Annotated in this window: 15 protein-coding genes; 9 read left to right on the top strand and 6 right to left on the bottom strand. The window is 70.4% G+C overall.

The genetic code is table 11. The features are described from left to right. Positions 1 to 37 precede the first annotated feature (37 nt). Genes QSK25_RS24395 through QSK25_RS24385 form a run of 3 tightly spaced genes read left to right on the top strand, consistent with a single transcriptional unit; the run spans position 38 to position 3774 of the window. Complete coding sequence (locus tag QSK25_RS24395) at positions 38 to 736, top strand: NUDIX hydrolase (protein WP_285641529.1); 699 nt, start codon at positions 38 to 40, stop codon at positions 734 to 736. 9 nt (positions 737 to 745) lie between these two features. Beyond that, entirely contained in the window at positions 746 to 1825 is a 1080-nt protein-coding gene (locus QSK25_RS24390) for a 5'-methylthioadenosine/S-adenosylhomocysteine nucleosidase family protein (RefSeq protein ID WP_285641528.1), read from the top strand. Continuing rightward, a complete protein-coding gene (locus QSK25_RS24385; protein ID WP_285641527.1) occupies positions 1822 to 3774 on the top strand; it encodes a hypothetical protein in 1953 nt (650 codons plus the stop codon). Before QSK25_RS24390 ends, QSK25_RS24385 begins: the two co-directional genes overlap by 4 nt. Here the strand turns inward: QSK25_RS24385 and QSK25_RS24380 are convergent. Then, positions 3760 to 4581 (bottom strand): siderophore-interacting protein, encoded by an 822-nt coding sequence (locus QSK25_RS24380; protein WP_285641525.1) that lies wholly within the window; start codon positions 4579 to 4581, stop codon positions 3760 to 3762. The two genes, QSK25_RS24385 and QSK25_RS24380, sit on opposite strands and share 15 nt — an antisense overlap. 76 nt (positions 4582 to 4657) lie before the next feature. Between QSK25_RS24380 and QSK25_RS24375 the strand changes: the two genes are divergently transcribed. Then, complete coding sequence (locus QSK25_RS24375) at positions 4658 to 5137, top strand: hypothetical protein (protein WP_285641523.1); 480 nt, start codon at positions 4658 to 4660, stop codon at positions 5135 to 5137. Positions 5138 to 5228: 91 nt separating this feature from the next. Further along, on the top strand, positions 5229 to 6674 hold the full coding sequence (gene argG / locus QSK25_RS24370) for an argininosuccinate synthase (protein ID WP_285641521.1): 1446 nt from the start codon (positions 5229 to 5231) through the stop codon (positions 6672 to 6674). Positions 6675 to 6720: 46 nt separating this feature from the next. On the opposite strand, the gene QSK25_RS24365 is transcribed toward argG, so the two are convergent. Next, positions 6721 to 7185: a hypothetical protein gene (locus QSK25_RS24365; RefSeq protein WP_285641519.1), complete on the bottom strand. Its 465-nt coding sequence runs from the start codon at positions 7183 to 7185 to the stop codon at positions 6721 to 6723. 54 nt (positions 7186 to 7239) lie between these two features. On the opposite strand from QSK25_RS24365, the gene QSK25_RS24360 reads away from it, so the two are divergent. Together QSK25_RS24360 and QSK25_RS24355 are read left to right on the top strand one after the other, a co-directional pair. Then, positions 7240 to 7893 (top strand): hypothetical protein, encoded by a 654-nt coding sequence (locus tag QSK25_RS24360; protein ID WP_285641518.1) that lies wholly within the window; start codon positions 7240 to 7242, stop codon positions 7891 to 7893. Continuing rightward, positions 7886 to 8674: a hypothetical protein gene (locus QSK25_RS24355; protein ID WP_285641517.1), complete on the top strand. Its 789-nt coding sequence runs from the start codon at positions 7886 to 7888 to the stop codon at positions 8672 to 8674. The genes QSK25_RS24360 and QSK25_RS24355 overlap by 8 nt, the downstream gene beginning before the upstream one ends. Here the strand turns inward: QSK25_RS24355 and QSK25_RS24350 are convergent. Then, the gene (locus QSK25_RS24350) at positions 8655 to 9875 is read right to left on the bottom strand and encodes an MFS transporter (protein WP_285641516.1); all 1221 of its coding nucleotides are present in this window, start codon (positions 9873 to 9875) and stop codon (positions 8655 to 8657) included. The two genes, QSK25_RS24355 and QSK25_RS24350, sit on opposite strands and share 20 nt — an antisense overlap. An 82-nt stretch (positions 9876 to 9957) precedes the next feature. On the opposite strand from QSK25_RS24350, the gene QSK25_RS24345 reads away from it, so the two are divergent. After that, on the top strand, positions 9958 to 10848 hold the full coding sequence (locus tag QSK25_RS24345; protein ID WP_285641515.1) for a LysR family transcriptional regulator: 891 nt from the start codon (positions 9958 to 9960) through the stop codon (positions 10846 to 10848). Here the strand turns inward: QSK25_RS24345 and QSK25_RS24340 are convergent. Continuing rightward, positions 10835 to 12421: a tannase/feruloyl esterase family alpha/beta hydrolase gene (locus tag QSK25_RS24340; protein WP_285641514.1), complete on the bottom strand. Its 1587-nt coding sequence runs from the start codon at positions 12419 to 12421 to the stop codon at positions 10835 to 10837. The two genes, QSK25_RS24345 and QSK25_RS24340, sit on opposite strands and share 14 nt — an antisense overlap. Before the next feature lie 13 nt (positions 12422 to 12434). Next, complete coding sequence (locus QSK25_RS24335) at positions 12435 to 13790, bottom strand: MFS transporter (protein WP_285641513.1); 1356 nt, start codon at positions 13788 to 13790, stop codon at positions 12435 to 12437. A 144-nt stretch (positions 13791 to 13934) separates the two neighbouring features. Between QSK25_RS24335 and QSK25_RS24330 the strand changes: the two genes are divergently transcribed. Continuing rightward, positions 13935 to 15599, top strand: a complete 1665-nt coding sequence (locus QSK25_RS24330) for a helix-turn-helix domain-containing protein (RefSeq protein ID WP_285641512.1) — start codon at positions 13935 to 13937, stop codon at positions 15597 to 15599. Here the strand turns inward: QSK25_RS24330 and QSK25_RS24325 are convergent. Next, the gene (locus QSK25_RS24325; RefSeq protein ID WP_285641511.1) at positions 15582 to 17183 is read right to left on the bottom strand and encodes a long-chain fatty acid--CoA ligase; all 1602 of its coding nucleotides are present in this window, start codon (positions 17181 to 17183) and stop codon (positions 15582 to 15584) included. The two genes, QSK25_RS24330 and QSK25_RS24325, sit on opposite strands and share 18 nt — an antisense overlap. Positions 17184 to 17260 lie beyond the last annotated feature (77 nt).

The following is a 17260-nucleotide window of genomic DNA, read 5'->3' as shown; positions in this document are numbered from 1 at the left end:
TTTCTGTCGGACTGACAATAAGGCTAGGTTCAGAGCCATGTCCGAGACGTCCTGGTCGCCGCCGACCCTCCTGGTCACGGTCGACCTCGTGATCCTCACCCTGCGCGCGGGGGAGTTGAACGTCCTGCTCGTGGAGCGCGGAGTTGAGCCGTACCAAGGGGAAATGGCCTTGCCGGGCGGTTTCCTGGAGCACGACGGCGAGGACCTGCTGGCCGCCGCGCACCGGGAGCTCGACGAAGAAGCGAACCTGGCCGGCGCGGTGCTGCACCTCGAGCAGCTGGGGGCGTACGGCGATCCCAGCCGGGATCCGCGTGGGCGCGTGGTGTCAGTCGCCCATCTGGCGATCGCGCCGGGGTTGCCCGAACCCGAGGCCGGGTCGGACGCGGCCGGGGCTCGGTGGCAGCCGGTCGGGGCGGTGCTGTCCGGAGAAGTGCGGTTGGCGTTCGACCACCTGCGGATCCTGGCGGACGGCGTCGAGCGGGCTCGGGCGAAGTTGGAGCACACGGCGCTGGCCACGGCGTTCTGCGGCGAGACCTTCACGATCTCGGAGCTGCAGCAGGTGTACGAGGCCGTGTGGGGAGTGGAGGTCGACCCGCGGAACTTCTACCGGAAGGTGCAGGGGGTCGACGGGTTCATCGTGCCGGACGGGCACAAGGCGACGCGGGGGCGACCCGCGCGCCTGTTCAGGGCTGGTGCGCGGGCTTCGCTGCACCCGCCGATCGTGAGGCCGGGCTGAGGGGGAGACGTGACGGAGAACCTGGTGGTGATGCTCACCGCCTTCAACCTCGAGTACGAAGCGGTGCGGCGCAAGCTCGTGGACGTCGGGGTGGAGGTGCACGAACGGGGCACGCGCTTCGAGGTCGGGAAGATCGAGGGGACTGACTGCCGGGTCGCGCTCGCGTTGTGCGGCAAGGGGAACAGTCCGGCCGCGACGCTGGTGGAACGGGCCGTGCAGCAGTTCGCGCCGGTGGCGGTGATGTTCGTCGGCGTGGCCGGTGCGCTTTGGGGGACGCCCCTCGGGGACGTCGTCGTGGCCACCCATGTCTACGCGTACCACGGCGGGACCAGTGAGGACGATGGGCTGAAGGCCCGACCGAGGGTATGGGAGATCTCGCACGAGATCGCGCAGCTGGCCGCACACCTCGCCCGGGGTGACCGGTGGGGTGACAGTCCCAAGGTGCACTTCGGGGCCGTGGCGGCGGGCGAAGTGGTGCAGAACTCCCGGATTTCGCGGGAAGCGCGGTGGATTCGGGAGCACTACAACGACGCGATCGCCATAGAGATGGAAGCGGCGGGCGTGGCGCAGGCCGGGCACCTGAGCGGGTCGCCGGTCGCGATCATCCGCGGCATCAGCGACCGCGCGGACGGCAGCAAGGCCACCGAGGAAGACCGAGTTTGGCAACCCGTGGCGGCGGCGAACGCGGCCACGTTCGCCGTGCAGTTGGCCCAGCACCTCGTTGCCCAGCAGAAGGAGCGCATCGTGAAGGACCGGTCGGCAGCACCGAGCGTCTCGAACGTGGCCCACGGGTCCGTCGGCATCCAGGGCTCGACCGTCACGGGGAGCACCGTGACGATGTCTCTCGGCACCGCAGCACCCGTGCCCCTCGTCTCCGAACTACGTGCCCTGCTCGCCCGCGAGCACGCTTCGGGCAGTCTCAACCGGCCGACCTACGAGGCGGCCACGGCCGAACTCGACCTCGCCGACGCCGCGGCCGGTTCACGAGAGGCCGTCCTGCCGCTCAAGCGGTTGCGCGGCCTGGTCGCCGACCTGCCCGAGCTCGTTGTGAAGATCGCAGCCCTGATCGCGGCGGCGGTGGGATCGTGAGCGACGACGAGCGCGAGGCTCCGAAGGTCGAAAACGTCGCGCACGGGCCAGTCGGCATCCAGGCCGAGGTCGTCCACGACTCCACCGTCTACGTGACCTACTCCGACACGGCACCGGACCAGAAGTACCGCGTCGGGGTCCGGTTCCTGGACGACGGTGTGCCGGCCAGCGCCCGTCTGCTGATCGGGGAGGCGATCGCGCACGGGTACGAGACCGCAGAGGTGCGGTTCCACTGGTTGCTGGCGATGTTCAGCAAACGGTCGTTGCGCGACCTCACCGCCCAGGAGCAGGACCAGCTGGAGCTGGCTTCCCGCAACTTGGACAGGTACGGCGACGACCTGTGGAAGCAGGCGCTCGCCGCGGTGTTCTCGTTGCTCGAAGATCTGCGGGACGGCGACTGCTCGGTCGCGCTCAAGCAGTTGCGGGAGCTGCCGAACCGCCAGCGCGACAAGATCCTGAGGCACCTGGACCTGGTGATCACGGGGGCTGGCAAGGAGTCTCTCTGGACCGAGACCAGGGACATGGCCGAACGGCTGAGGTGCTCCGGGGATCGGCTGGAACGGGTGTGGGCCTACTTCGAACCCTCACCGGCCGGCGCCCGCGCACGGCCACCGGTCGAGGATCGGACCGCGCCGGGCGACCATTTGCGGTCGTGGGCCTGGACGGTCCTGACGGTCACGGCGCTCGGCTATCTCGGATGGGTCGCCGTACGGCACGCACCGCTGATGGTGGTCGCTTGCGCGGTAGCCGCTGTTGGCGCGTACGTCGGCATCAGCAACTGGATGGAGTGGCGCTACCGGTCGGAACGCCTCGCTGCCAAAGAACGCGACTTCATCGGCCGCGGGAGCGAGCAGTCCGGCGACGCCGGGTTCGCGCGCAAGGTCAGCAGCGACTTCGCGCACTACTTCGCCAAGTACCTGCCCGACGGCGTCTCGCGCGAGCAGTGGCGCGCGATCACGGCCGGCATCAGCAAGACGTTGCGGGACGAGGTCGTGGAGATCTACCGCGAGGAACGGGTCTCGGCCGAGAAAGTGAAGTGGCTGGTCCGGCACCTCGCCTCGGACGTCCGCACCCGGTACGTCAAGGGAACGCTGTTCGAGCACCGCGCCACCTACCGGGTGCGGGCGGCGACGAAAGCCTGGTGCACAACCGGATTCCTGCTCGGCGGCGCGGCGGTCGCCTGGCTCGGGTTCACCGCGGTGACAGCGGAACCGTGGTTCGCCGCGCTCGCGATCCTGATCGCGGCTCCAGCCGGGCGGATGGCGGCGGTGAGCTGGTACTGGACGTTCAGCGAGACGCGCAGGGCCGTTGAGGACGGTGAGGAGCACGAGCGACGGCTGGGCGCGCGGCGGGCGGCGTACGACGCGTGGAAGTACAAGGTCGAGTCGACCCGCCCCTCCGAGAGCGAGATGGAGAGCTGGCTGACCTACGACCGAACCGTGTTGCTGGAAAAGGCTTTGCGCCACTACGGACTGGCGTGGCGCGACATCATCACGCACGCGTTCCTGTCGTCACCCGCGAGGAGCTACAAACGAGCGCGCGTGCGGTACGGGCCCTGGCGCTACTCGAAGTACGACGTCCGGCTGTTCCTCATCACCCACGACGGGGTGCGCGAGGTGGCCACCGAGCTCGACTTCGAGCACGCTGAACTCGGTGGTCAGGAGCGGACGAACTTCCGGTTCGACGCGGTGTCGTCGGTGCACGTGGTGCAGTCCTCCGTTCTCGGCTGCAAGCTGGAACTGACGTTGTTCAACGGTCCTTCGCGCAACATCAAGGTCGTCGACGCGGATCTGCGCGGAGAGGAAGCCGCCGAGGACGACGAGACCGCGGAGAAGCCGGCGGAGACGAGCATCGACTCCGCCGGGTTCGCGCACACCCTCCACATCCTCGAAGGCATTGCGGCGGAAGGGAAGAACTGGATCAGGACGGCCGATTCAGACGCGCGCTGAGCCGACCTTCCAGTAGCCGCTGAACATGATCGCCTTCCGGTCCACCCCGCGGTCCTTCACGAGGTGCCGCCGCACCCCGGTCGCGAGCGCCGACTCCCCGCACGCCCACGCGTACTCCACGGTGGACAGCGCCTTGTTCCGGATCGCCTTCAGCACGGCGGAACCCGGTTCGCCGTCGCCGCGGAACACCCACTCCGCGTCGAGGTCGACCCGGTAGGACTCGTCCGGCACCTCGGCGAACACGTGCAGCGGCCGCGTTTCCACTTCCAGGATCGCGGCGAGGGCGGGCAACGCCGTCTCGTCCGCCGCGAGCAGCACGGCGCCCTCGGCGGGTGGGCGGTAGGCGGAGCCGCCCGCGCGGAACCCGGCCCGGTCGCCGGCGATCGCGCGGCGGGCCCAGCGGGTGCCCGGTCCGGCGTCGCCGTGCACCACGAAGTCGACGTCGATCTCCGCCACCTCGGGCCGGTGTGCGCGGATCGTGTACCAGCGCAGGTCCGGGCGCGTCTCCTCCGGCATGGCGCGCAGGGAGGTGCGGACGTTGATGCGGTCGTCGGGCGGCATGACGAGGTCGCGGGCGGTCGCCATCAGCAGGCCGAAGTACTCGTCGGGGCCGGTCACCGCGAACGAGGAGAACTCCGGGGCGTGGAACGTGATCCGCCGCATGTGGTCGCTGAGTTCGGTGACCCGGGTGACGGTCATGACGAACTGGTCGAAGACCTCGCGGCGGTTCGCGGGGGCCATCACCATCTCGGCGGCCTTGGTGGCGGCCTTGAGGGTGAACCTCTCGAAGGCGGAGTAGCGCGGCATGGGGGCAACGTACACCTTTGGTTAGGCTTACCTAAACCCTCGGGCGAGATCGTCATCGATGGCGCACACTGCGGACATGTTCCCCAGGACCGCGCAACAGCAGTGGTGGTTCGAAGAGCCCGAGAGCAAGAACCGCAGCCAGGCCGCCGGTCTCCGGCTCGCCATCGCCTACCACGACCGGGACGCCGACGCCGTCGCGCGCGCGTTGCCGCAGGACGAGGCTGAGGTCCGGCTCGTGATGGGAGCGCTCGAGAACGGCCTGCTCGCGCTCAACCAGCTGCACCCGCCGGGCGCGCCGGACGAGGTGTGGGCGAAGGTCACGCCGATCCTCGACGCCGCCGCGCCCAAGGGGGTCGCGGTCCGGGCGCGCGCACTCCTCGCGGCGATGACGCACGCCATGTACGACCCCACGCTCACCGAGGTCTATGAACGCAAGGAGCAGGACCCGTATGCGGGCGCGCACCTGTACGCCGCCCTCACGGCCATGCGCTCGTCGGACGGCGGGGGCGACATCGAGTACATGCGGGCGAAGGCGGACGAGCTCGACCCGGCCTGATTGCCCCTGCGAACTGGGGAAACACCTATGAGTTGTAGCTAACACGAACCCAGGCGTGCATGGGCATACATCTTCGTGCATAATTCTCTACGTGTCCAAGGTGCTCACTTCACTTCCGGCCGGCGAACGCGTCGGCATCGCCTTCTCCGGTGGTCTCGACACCTCCGTCGCGGTCGCGTGGATGCGTGAGAAGGGCGCTGTGCCCTGCACGTACACCGCGGACATCGGCCAGTACGACGAGCCCGAGATCGACACCGTCCCCGGCCGCGCCGGCACGTACGGTGCCGAGATCGCGCGACTGGTCGACTGCCGTTCCGCGCTGGTCGAGGAGGGTCTCGCGGCGCTGGCCTGCGGCGCGTTCCACATCCGTTCCGGCGGCCGCGCGTACTTCAACACCACCCCGCTCGGGCGGGCCGTCACGGGCACCATGCTCGTGCGCGCCATGCTCGACGACGACGTGCAGATCTGGGGCGACGGCTCCACCTACAAGGGCAACGACATCGAGCGGTTCTACCGCTACGGCCTGCTCGCCAACCCGTCGCTGCGGATCTACAAGCCGTGGCTCGACGCGGCGTTCGTGAGCGAGCTCGGCGGCCGCAAGGAGATGTCCGAGTGGCTGCTCGAGCGTGACCTGCCCTACCGCTCGTCGGTGGAGAAGGCGTACTCGACCGACGCGAACATCTGGGGCGCCACCCACGAGGCCAAGTCGCTCGAACTGCTCAACGAGGGCATCGAGATCGTCGAGCCGATCATGGGCGTCAAGTTCTGGGACCCGTCGGTCGAGATCGCGACCGAGGACGTCACCGTCGGCTTCGACCAGGGCCGTCCGGTCACGATCAACGGCAAGGAGTTCCACGACTCCGTCGACCTGGTGCTGGAGGCGAACGCCATCGGCGGTCGCCACGGTCTCGGCATGTCCGATCAGATCGAGAACCGCATCATCGAGGCCAAGAGCCGCGGCATCTACGAGGCGCCCGGCATGGCGTTGCTCTACATCGCCTACGACCGCCTCGTGAACGCGATCCACAACGAGGACACCGTCGCGGCCTACCACAACGAGGGCCGCAAGCTCGGCCGGCTGCTGTACGAGGGCCGCTGGCTCGACCCGCAGTCGCTGATGCTGCGCGAGTCGCTGCAGCGCTGGGTCGGCGCCGCGGTCACCGGCGAGGTCACGCTGCGGCTGCGCCGGGGCGACGACTACTCGATCCTCGACACGTCCGGCCCGGCGTTCAGCTACCACCCGGACAAGCTGTCGATGGAACGCACCGAGGACTCGGCGTTCGGCCCGGTCGACCGCATCGGCCAGCTGACCATGCGCAACCTCGACATCGCGGACTCCCGCGCCAAGCTGGAGCTCTTCGCGGGCCTCGGCATGGTCGGCACCCGCCAGTCGGCACTCATCTCCGCCCAGCCCGAGCCGACGCAGCTGATCGGCGAGGTGCCGGACGGCGGCGCCGAGGCGATCGCCTCGCGCGGTGAGGTGTCGGAGGCCGACGAGCTGCTCGACGCGGCCGCGATGGAGTTCGGCACGGACTAGTCCCAACGGGAACGGGGGTGGAGCTGAGTGCTCCACCCCCGTTTTCTCACGTCTGGGGCCACATCGAGTAGATGACGTCGTCCGCGTCCGCGCACACGACCTGCGGCATGATCCCCTCGGGGACCTGGTTGCAGGACATCGTCCCGATCTTGAGCGGCGGCAGTCCCGTCTTGGGGTCCGGCCGCTCGGCGTAGTAGTCGAACAGCACGGCACCGGCCCGGTCGCAGTTCAGGCGCCCTGACGGGGTCTCCATCACGACCGCCAGCATCGGTTTGCCCAGCGCGCCCACGAACGGTTCGTCGCAGTGCTGCGACGGCAGGCTTTCGTACTCGTCCGGCGACACACCGTCCAAAGCGGTCTTCTCCGCCGCTTCGGTGGTGGTGACCGGAGCCTGTTCCGTGGTGGTGGTGGTGGTGGTCGTCGTCTGCGTCGTGGACCCCGAACCGGAGCCGGTGACCTCGGTGCTGCACCCGGCGGCGAGGACGGCGAGCAGCGCGATCAAGAACCTCATGCCACCGGGGTCGGTGCGAAGCAGGACATCGTTACCCCGCTAGCCTCACGGCTTGTGTCGATCGACGCTGAGCGGGTCAGGCCCGCGGTGCTGCTCAACCCCCTGGCGGGCGACCCGACGGACGCCGACAGCCACATCGGCGGACCGATGCTGTGGCCGATCGACGACCCGTGGCCGCACTGCGACGGCGCGGCCCACGACCAGGACAGCGGCGCCGAGCCGTTCGTCGGCGCACTGCAGCTCTACCGCCGCGACTACCCGGAGCTGCCGTTCCCCGAGGGCACCGACCTGCTCCAGGTCTTCCTCTGCACGCTGCACCACGTCCTGCCGAGCGGCAGCTACGGCCCGGACGTCCGGCTGGTGTGGCGCGACTCCACGACGGTCTTCGAGCTGATCGAGGAGGAGCCCGAGCCGTCCGAGCAGGAAGAGCTGTACGTGCCGACGGTCAACGCGCTCGAGCCCATCCGGTTCGGCGAGCACGAGGACAAGGTCTCCGGCGGCACCAAGATCGGCGGCTGGACGGCGTGGAGCGGGCCCGTCGAGTTCGCCTGTGCCGAGTGCGGCACCGCCCAGGTCCAGACCCTGTCGCTCGCGACGCACGAACCGTCCGGTGAGGACGTCGAGTGGGAGTTCGGCGACGCGGGCAACCTCAACGTCTTCACCTGCGAGAAGGACGTCAGGCACCCGATCGCGGTCTACGTTGACTGAGGCGCCCGCGGACCGGGGCAGACCCATCCCGGGCATCGAGGCGTGGGAGCGCCCGGTCGTGGTCCTCAACCCGGTGCCGGGCGCGCCGACCGCCGCGGACAGCCACCTCGGCGGCCCGCTGTTGTGGCCCGCCGACGAGCCGTGGCCGTGGTGCGAGAGCGGGCATTCGGGATACGTGCAGGTCCAGGACTGCGAGAACGACCGCGTGCCGCACTTCGCCGCTGCCCAGTTCTACCGGCGCGACTTCCCGGAACTGCCGTTCCCGGACGGCACCGACCTGCTGCAGGTGCTGTTCTGCCCGCTCTACCACCGCGCGAACGGTGGACCCGGGGTGAGGCTGCACTGGCGCGCTTCCGGGAGTGTCGGCGCGGTGCTCACCGACGTTCCCGCACCCGCGCTGCGGGAACCGGAGTTCTTTCCCCGGCCGATGGTGTTCGAGCCGGAGCGGACCACCGAGTACCCCGCTCCCGACGAACTGCCCGAGGAGATGGTCGCCACCTTCTCGTTCCTGCAGGACCCCGACGACCACGACGACCACGACGAGTGGCCCGACCTCGCGAGAGGGTCCAAGATCGGCGGCTGGACGGCCTGGTACCACACGGAAAGGCCGGAAGGGCGGTGCTCCGAGTGCGGTGCGCCGGTGCCGCAGGGACTGGCGTTGTCGAGCAGTGAGCGCAAGCCCGGCGAGAAGGCCGGGTGGTTGTTCGGCGACCACGGCTCCCTCAACGTCTTCCTGTGCTCGAACGACCCCCGTCACCCGTTCACGGTCGAGGTCGACTGAGCGCCGCCACCCCGGCCAGCATCACCAGCACCACACCGGCGAACCACGTCATCACGGTGACCGGCGGGAGGGAGCGGGTCGCGAGGCCGATCGACAGCGACGGCACGCTCAGCCCGAGGTAGGCGATGAAGAACAACGTCGCCAACGCCTCACCGCGCCGCGCCGGAGCGGCCATCGCGGCGACCGCGCCGATCGACGACTTGAACTGCACGCCCGCCCCGATGCCGGAGACCGCGCCACCGGCGAGGAACAACGGGAAGCTCGTCGCGTGCATCCCGGCGACGACCAGCAGCAGCCCCAGGGCCTGGCCGCCGAGCCCCAGCACCCGGCGCACGCCCGCCGGCAAGCCGCCGGTCAGCGTCTGCGCCACGGCGGCGCCGCCGAACACGAGGAACACCACGAGCCCGGCCAGCAGCCGGGACGGGTGGTGCAGTTCGCCCGCCACGAACCCCGGCGCCACCGACGTGAACACGCCGAACACCGAGAACGCGGCGAACGCGCCCGCGCCGGCGGCCACATAACCCCGTCGGTCACCGTGGTCCGCGCTGATCCGCTGCGGCCGGTACGGGACCCGGCGGCGTTCGACGGTCTCCGGCGTCAGCGCGACAGCGGCGATGGACACCACCAGCAGCACGGCCAGCACGACGTACGGGGTGCTCAAAGGCGATGGCACGTACTGCGCCAGCACGCCCGCGATCAGGGCTCCGACGCCCAGACCGCCGATGTTCGCGGCCGTCGACACGATCTCGAACCGGCGCGGCGTCGCACCGGGGCGGTGCCGGGTGTGCAGGTCGTGGAGGTACGCGGTGGAGGTGGCGACGATCATGCCGATGCCCAGGCCGTTGACCACCCTCGCCACGACCAGCACCGGCAGCGAGGTGCTCGTCAGGAACAGCAGCGCGGACACGATCTCCAGCGTCAGCGCCGGGATCAGGACCGCCTTGCGGCCCAGCCAGTCCGAGACGTGGCCCGCCAGCAGCAGGCTGATCACCACGCCGACCGCGAAGGCGGCGAACACCACGGTGATGTCGAACGTCGTGAAGCCCTCGCGGGCCACGTAGAGCGGGAACAGCGGAGCGGGAACGGTCGAGTAGGCGCTCGCGACCAGGAACGTGAGGGCCACGGCCCAGAACCCGCGGCCGTGGGGCTTGCTCTCCACCGGCTGGGCGGCGACCGGGGGTGAATCGAGGACCAGAGACATGCCACCACTGTGCGGACCTGCAAGCATCACGTCCAACGAAAGTTCGAGCTGGCGATCATCACCGTCTGAGATACTCGCTGGTGTGGACCTCCGTCAGCTCGAGTACTTCGTCGCGGTCGCCGAGGAGGCGAGCTTCACCCGCGGCGCCGCCCGCGTGCACGTCGTGCAGTCCGCGGTCTCGGCCGCGATCAAGACCCTCGAACGCGAGCTCGGCGCGTCCCTGCTCGACCGCAACTCCAAGCGCGTCCTGCTCACCGACGCGGGGGAGGCGCTGCTGCCGAAGGCCCAGGCCGTGCTGGACGCCGTCGGTGAGGCCAGGGACGCGGTCGCGCAGGCGCAGGGCGGGCTCACCGGCACGGTCCGGCTCGGCACGCTGACGTCGGTGACGCTGATCAACCTGCCCGAGCTGCTCGGCGAGTTCCACCGGCGTCACCCCGCCGTGCTGGTCCGCACGAACGCCTCCACGTCGGGGTCGCTCGGGCTCGTCGAACAGCTGCTGGACCGCAGGCTCGACCTGTCGTTCGTGTCGCTGCCCGGCGAGACACCGGACGGCATCGTGCTCGACCACCTCACGCGGTCGCGGATGGACCTGGTCGTGCCGCAGGACCACCCGCTGGCCGCGCGGGACGAGGTGCCGATCGGTGACCTGGCGGGCCTCGACTTCATCGACTCGCCGCTGGGCTACGGCAACCGCATGGTGACTGACCGGGCGTTCGCCGCGAACGCCGTGCCGCGTCGCGTGACCGTGGAGATGTCGGACATCTACACGGGCGTCGACTTCGTGCGGCACGGCCTGGGCGTCGTGCTGCTGCCGAACTACGTCATCGGGGCCGCGCCCGGCGTCAAGACGCTGACGGTGACGGGCGCGGACCTCGACTGGCCGCTCGGGCTCGCGTGGCCCGCCGGGCGCAGGCCCAGCGCCGCGACCAGGGCGTTGATCGCGATCGTGCACGAGTTCTTCACGCGCAGGTGAAGCTCGCCGCGCTGTTCGGATCGCCCGACCGGTACCGGGGCCAGGCCGGGTACTCGCACAGCGGCCTGGTCCGGTCGTGCGTCAGGTCGGTGACCACGGGGTGCCGCGGTGACCGTCCACTGGAGACCCACTGCTCGAGCGCGGTGAGGGAGTCCCAGCCCGCGGCGAACGCCGGGGTGCCGAAGTTCGCGTGGTTGGCGCCGGGCACGAGGTAGTAGCGCAGGAACTCGTCCGTCGCCCTGGGCCCGAGCCGGTCGCGCACGCGTTCGTAGTAGTCGTTGGTCGAGCGGTGCGAGACGAGCTCGTCCGCGTTGCCGTGCAGCAGGATCAGCTTGCCGCCGGACCGCGCGAACGGCCTCAGGTCGGTGTTGTTGCGGTCCTGCACCAACGACAGCTCGCTGATCCTCGCCAGCCACTTCCCCGGCCGGCGCGGGTCGAGGTCGAGGGCGCTGAATCCGGGGTCGCGGGTGAGGAAGTGCTTCACCCACTGGTCCCAGTACTGCATGCCGTAGCCGCTGGTGGTGGGCATCGGGTTCGCCGGGGCGGTCGTGCCGAACCCGAGGAACGGCGTCCGCATGTCCGCGCCGGACAGGAACGGGAAGCCGGGGTAGTGCGTCTCGCCGCTCGCGACCCGGTACGGCCAGCGCAGCGGCGTGGACATGGCCGTCACCGCCTCGATCTGCGCGTCCGACAGGCACCCGGCGGCCTGCGGGCACCGCACCGTGCGCGGGTCGAACCGGCAGCCGGGGTTCGAGACGACGCCGTCGCGCACCCCGTCCGCGCCATCGCACGCGCGGATCACGCTGTCGTACAACAACGTCTGCTCCGCCGGGCCGGGGAACGCGCCGGGCTGCGCCAGCACCTGCGTCAGGTGTCCCAGGTACAGCGCCTCGGCGAGGTTGTTCCACGCCGGGTAGCCGGAGATCACGCCGTCGAACGCGTCCGGCCACCGCTGGGCGACGACGAGCGCCTCCCGGCCACCCGTCGAGCCGCCGGCGAAGAACGTCTGCGCCGGACCCCGTCCGTAAGCCCGCAGCACGAGGAACATGCTCGCGTCGTAGGTCTTCTTCAACGCGTCCCCGGCGGCGAAGTTCCGCAACGCCTCGTCGTTCACCCCGAACGAGCCGTCCAGCGACGGCACCGTGCCCGCGCCCTGCTGGTGACCGGAGTCGCTGGCGAACGTCACGTACCGGCGGGCGAGGGGAGCGTCCCCGGCGGCGAACGGCACGGTGCCCGTCAGCGCGGGGATCGTGCCGTTGTACCCGCCGCCACCGAACATCAACGCCCTGCGGTTCCACCCCTCCGGCAACGCCACCCGCATCTTGATCGCGGGCGCCGACGGGTCCACCGGACGCAGGTCGGCGTCCACCTGGCAGTACGTGATCGTCCGTCCACTCACGACACTCGACGTCACGGCGGCCGCGGTGACCCGGCCGCCGTTCGTCGGCAGGCCGATGACCGAGGCCGGGATCACCACCCCGGCCAGCGAGGAGCACGACGCGGAAGGTGTTGCGAGAGCGGGGGTTCCGCCGAGCAGCAGAAGCGCGGCGACCAGCACGACGGGGGTCTTCACCACCGGAGTCCTTTCAGCGGTAGAGGTGCGTGCCGGGAACGGCCTGCGGGTCCTCGCGGACCTCGGCCGGGTTCGTCTCGGGCAGGAACCACGCGCAGGCGAACGTGATCAGCCCCATCAGGGTGATGTAGGCGGCCACGGGCAGGGTGCTGCCGGTCTCCGCGATCAGCGCCGTCATCAGGAACGGCGTGCCACCGCTGATGACGATCGCGGACAGCTGGTAGGACAGCGAGGCGCCGGAGTACCGGACGTTGGGCGCGAACAGCTCGCCGAGGAAGCTCGCGATCGGGCCGTAGGTGAGGCTCTGGAAGATGAACCCGACCACCACGGCGACGAAGATCAGCGGCAGCGAGGCGGTGTTGACCAGCCCGAAGTACGGGAAGCCCCACAACGCGACGCCCAGCCCGCCGATGAGGATCAACGGTCGTCGTCCGATCCGGTCCGACACGTGCCCGGACCAGGGCAGCACGGCGAGCATCGCCACGGAACTCAGCAGCACCACCGTGAGCAGTCCGTTGCGGTCGAGCTTCAACGACGTGGTGCCGTAGTTCAGCAGGCCGGCGATGCTGACGTAGAACAGGCTGTTGGTCGCGGACAGGATCCCGCAGGCGAGCAGGATCGTGCCCCACCGGGAGCGGATCACCTGGGCGAGCGGGGCCCGCACCACCGCGCGTTCCGGCCGCGCCACCTCGTTCTGCAGCGCGCGGAACTCCGGGGTGTCCTCCACTTTGGACTGCACGTACAGCACGACCGCGAACATCACGATGCTGAGCAGGAACGGGATCCGCCAGCCCCAGCTGAGGAACGCGTCGTTCGGCATCAGCCCGCTGGCCGCCACGAAGATCAGGTTCGAGACGATCACCGCGACCGGGACGCTGGTCTGCCCGAACGTCCCGGCGAACCCGCGCCGCTTCGGGCTCGCGGACTCGGTGAGCAGCAGCATGATCCCGCCCCACTGGCCGCCCGCCGCGAGCCCCTGCAGGAACCGCAGCGTCACCAGCAGGATCGGCGCCAGCGCCCCCACAGACGACGCGCTGGGCAGGCAGCCGATCAGGAACGTCGCGGCGCCCATCAGCGCGAGGCACGTGACGACGACCGGCTTGCGCCCGTACTTGTCGCCGAAGTGCCCGGCGAGCACCCCGCCGACCGGCCGCGCCACGAACCCCGCCCAGAACGTGCTGAACGCGAGCAGCGTGCCGGTGAGCGCCGAGGACTGCGGGAAGAACACCTTGGGGAACACCAGCGCGGCCGCGGTGCCGTAGAGGAAGAAGTCGTACCACTCGATCGAACTGCCGATCAGGCCTGCGGTGAGGAGCTTGCGGAAGCCGCGCCGCCGGGTCTGTTCCGGCTGGGCCACAGGGGTCGTCATACATGCCGCCTTCGTCGGTGAACCGGCAGGTGATGACGGCCAACGCTAGGGCGGCGGGCCCGGCGAGCCGAGGTCCGGATCACACACCGCAGCCCCGGATCTGGTGGACCTTTCCTCCACCGATTTCTGGGTGAGAATGAGGCGGTGACCGAAACGGACGAACTCGTGCGCCGCCAGCGGGAACTCGCGTCGTTGTACGCGACGGCGAAGTCGCTGACCGCTCTCGGCGAACTCGACGCCGTGCTGCAGTCGATCGTCCGGCACGCCCACGACCTGATGGGCACGGACTTCACGTACCTCTCGCTGGTCGCGGACGGCAGGCTGTCGGCGAAGGCGGCCGAGGGGACGATCTCCGCGGCGTTCCTGAGCGCGACCATCCCGGCCGGGGTGGGTCTCGGCGGCAAGGTGCTGGCCACCCGCCGTCCGCAGTGGGTGCGCAACTACGCCGCCTCGACCCACATCGACCACGACGCGGGCTTCGACCGGCTGGTCGGCACCGAGGACCTCGTGGCGCTCCTCGGCGTGCCGCTGGTGATCCGCGACGAGGTGGTGGGCGCGCTGTTCGCCGCGTACCGCTCCGAGCGGTCGTTCCACGCGGGGGAGATCGCGTTGCTCAGCGCGTTCGCCGACCACGCGGCGGTGGCGCTCGACAACGCCCGCCTCTACGAGGAGAGCCGGATCGCCTTGCGGGGCCTCGAAGAGCACGTGGCCTCCGTCGAACGCGCGCAGGCGATCCACGAGACGCTGACGGGCGTGGTGCTCGAAGGAGGCACCCCGGACGACGTCGCCCAGCACCTCGCCGGGCAGCTCGGCGGCAGCGTGGTCGTGCTCGACCGGGCCGACGCCGCCGGGCACCGGTCCGGCCGGGTCACCACGTCGGTCACCGACGGGATCGCGCACAGCGTGGCGCCGATCCGGGCGGGCGACAGCCACCTCGGCGCGTTGTCGTGGAGCCGGAAGGCCGCGCCGGGGCACGGCGTCTCCGACGAGATGGACCTGCGCACCCTCGAACGGGCCACGCACATCCTCGGGTTGCTGATCCTGAAGGAACGCGCGGTCGCCGACGCCAGCGAACGGCTGAGCGGGGAGCTGCTGACCGAGCTGATGGTCGGCAGCCCCGGCATCAGCGCCTCCCAGCGCTCCCGCGCCCACGCCCGGCACATCGACGCCGACCGGCTCGCCCTGGTCGTGGTCGCCGAGGCGGAGGCGCCCGCCGACCTCGTGCGCCACCTGCACGACATCGCGCGGGAACGGTCCGGGCTCGCCGGCGAACACCTCGGCAGGGCCACGATGATCGTGCCCAGCACCGACGACGACCGCACCGTCGAGGAGGTCCACCGCCGTCTGCGTCGTGTCTGCGGTGGCCCCGTCGTCGTGGTGGGCGAACGGGCTCTGGCACACGACTGGGCGCGCGCGTTCTCGCTGGCCGGGCGGTGCGGCGCGGTCATGCGCGCGCTCGGGCACACCGACCGAGGCGCCACGACCGGCCGTTACGCCTTGTACGCCTTGGTGTTCGACGTCGAACGGGTGCACGACCTCGACCGCTTCCTGGCCACCTCGGTCGGGCCGCTGGCGGACCACGACGAGCGCCGCGGCACCGACCTCGTCGGCACGCTCACCACCTACTACGACCACCGCGCGAACGTGGCGGCGACAGCGCGCGCGTTGCACGTGCACGTCAACACGTTGCTCAAACGGCTCGATCGCGTGGGCGACGTCCTCGGTGCCGACTGGCGCACCGAGAACGAACTGGAACTGCGCCTCGGCCTGGAGTTGCACAGGCTGCGGTCGTCAGGCGGACTCCCGTAGGGCGCTCTTGGACAGCTTGCCGGTGCCCGTCTTCGGCAGCGCCGCCCGGAAGAACACCTCGTCGGGCAGCCACCACTTCGCGACCAGCGGGGTGATGTGCCGCAACAGGTCCTCGCCGGTGGTGGCGCTGCCGTCGCGCAGCACGACGTAGGCGACCGGGCGTTCGACCCAGCGCGGGTCGGGCCGGGCGACGACGGCGACCTCGACGACGTCGGTGTGCGAGGCGATCGCGCTCTCCAACTCGACCGAGGAGATCCACTCGCCACCGGACTTGATCAGGTCCTTCATCCGGTCGACCAGCCTGACGTAGCCGTGGGCGTCGATGGTGGCGAGGTCGCCGGTCCGCAGCCAGCCGTCCTCGGTGAACCGGTCGGCCGCGTCCACGAGGAAGTAGCCGCCCGCGACCCACGGGCCCGCCACCTGGAGTTCGCCGATCGCCTTGCCGTCGCGCGGCAGTTCCGCGCCCGTCTCGACGTCGGCGATCCGCAGGTTCACCAGCGGCAGCGGCTGGCCCTGGGCGGCTCGCACCGCCACCTGCTCGTCCTCGGGGAGGGTGTCGTGCTGGGTCCGGGTGCCGCCGATCGTCCCGACCGGACTGATCTCGGTCATGCCCCAGGAGTGCGTGATGGGCACGCCGACGGTGGCGCGGTAGGTCTCCGACAGCGCCGGGGCGATCGCGGAGCCGCCGCCCAGCAGGAACCGCGTCGCGCTCAGGTCGCGGGACCGCAGGCCGGGGGCGAGGCTCGTCCAGACCGTCGGCACGGCACCGGCGACGGTGACGCGTTCGGACTCCATCAACGACAGCAGGTGTTCCGGTTCGTTCGACGGGCCGGGCAGCACGAGCGCGGCGCCGGTCATCATGGCGCCGTAGGGCAGTCCCCACGCGTTGGCGTGGAACATCGGCACGATCGGCATCACGACGTCGCTCTCGCACAGGCCGATGAACCCGGCCGCGAGCGTGCCGAGGCAGTGCAGGACCGTCGAACGGTGGCTGTAGAGCACGCCCTTCGGCGGCCCGGTCGTGCCGGAGGTGTAGCAGAGGCCGGAGGCGAGGTTCTCGTCCGCGAGCGTGAACGTGTCCTCGAACGAGCCGGGGAACGGGTCCGAGGCGGCCACGAGGTCGTCGTAGAGCAGGACGCGCGGGTCGTCGGGAATGGTCTCGCCGCTGTCGTCGGGCAGCACGACCCAGTGCCGCACCGACGGCATGTTCGGTGCGCTGGGCCAGATCCGGGGGAGCAGCGCGCGGTCGACGAACACGACGTCGTCTTGAGCGTGGTTGACGATGTACTCGAGGTGCTCGGCGGAGAGCCGGATGTTGAGGGAGTGCAGCACCCGCTTGGTGACCGGCACCGCGAGGTAGAGCTCCAGGTGCCGCCGGGTGTTGGTCGCGAAGGTGGCCACGCGGGCACCGGCCGGCACGTCCAGGGCGTCGAGCGCGGTGGCGAGGCGCCGGACCTGCCCGGCCACCTCGGCGTAGGTGACCCGCTCCTCGCCGGACACGATCTGCTTGTGCGCGTAGAGGCGCTCGGCCCGCTCCAGGATGTGCGCGATGGTGAGCGGCCGGGGTTGCATCAGCCCGTCCATGGGAAGTGACCCTAAGTGACCTGATCAGCGCGCGAGAGGGAGGAAACGTCCACTCATCCCCGTGCTGTGGCGGCGTT

Source organism: Lentzea sp. NBRC 102530 (assembly GCF_030269365.1).
Taxonomy (GTDB): Bacteria; Actinomycetota; Actinomycetes; order Mycobacteriales; family Pseudonocardiaceae; genus Lentzea.
Note: the sequence above shows the minus strand (reverse complement) of the source record. Positions and strands in the feature narration are given on the sequence as shown.

Coding starts and splice junctions, on each gene's coding strand:
- QSK25_RS24395 (WP_285641529.1), top strand. CDS start 38: ATGTCCGAGACGTCCTGGTCGCCGCCGACCCTCCTGGTCACGGTCGAC.
- QSK25_RS24380 (WP_285641525.1), bottom strand. CDS start 4,581: ATGCCGCGCTACTCCGCCTTCGAGAGGTTCACCCTCAAGGCCGCCACC.
- QSK25_RS24375 (WP_285641523.1), top strand. CDS start 4,658: ATGTTCCCCAGGACCGCGCAACAGCAGTGGTGGTTCGAAGAGCCCGAG.
- QSK25_RS24365 (WP_285641519.1), bottom strand. CDS start 7,185: ATGAGGTTCTTGATCGCGCTGCTCGCCGTCCTCGCCGCCGGGTGCAGC.
- QSK25_RS24350 (WP_285641516.1), bottom strand. CDS start 9,875: ATGTCTCTGGTCCTCGATTCACCCCCGGTCGCCGCCCAGCCGGTGGAG.
- QSK25_RS24335 (WP_285641513.1), bottom strand. CDS start 13,790: ATGACGACCCCTGTGGCCCAGCCGGAACAGACCCGGCGGCGCGGCTTC.
- QSK25_RS24325 (WP_285641511.1), bottom strand. CDS start 17,183: ATGGACGGGCTGATGCAACCCCGGCCGCTCACCATCGCGCACATCCTG.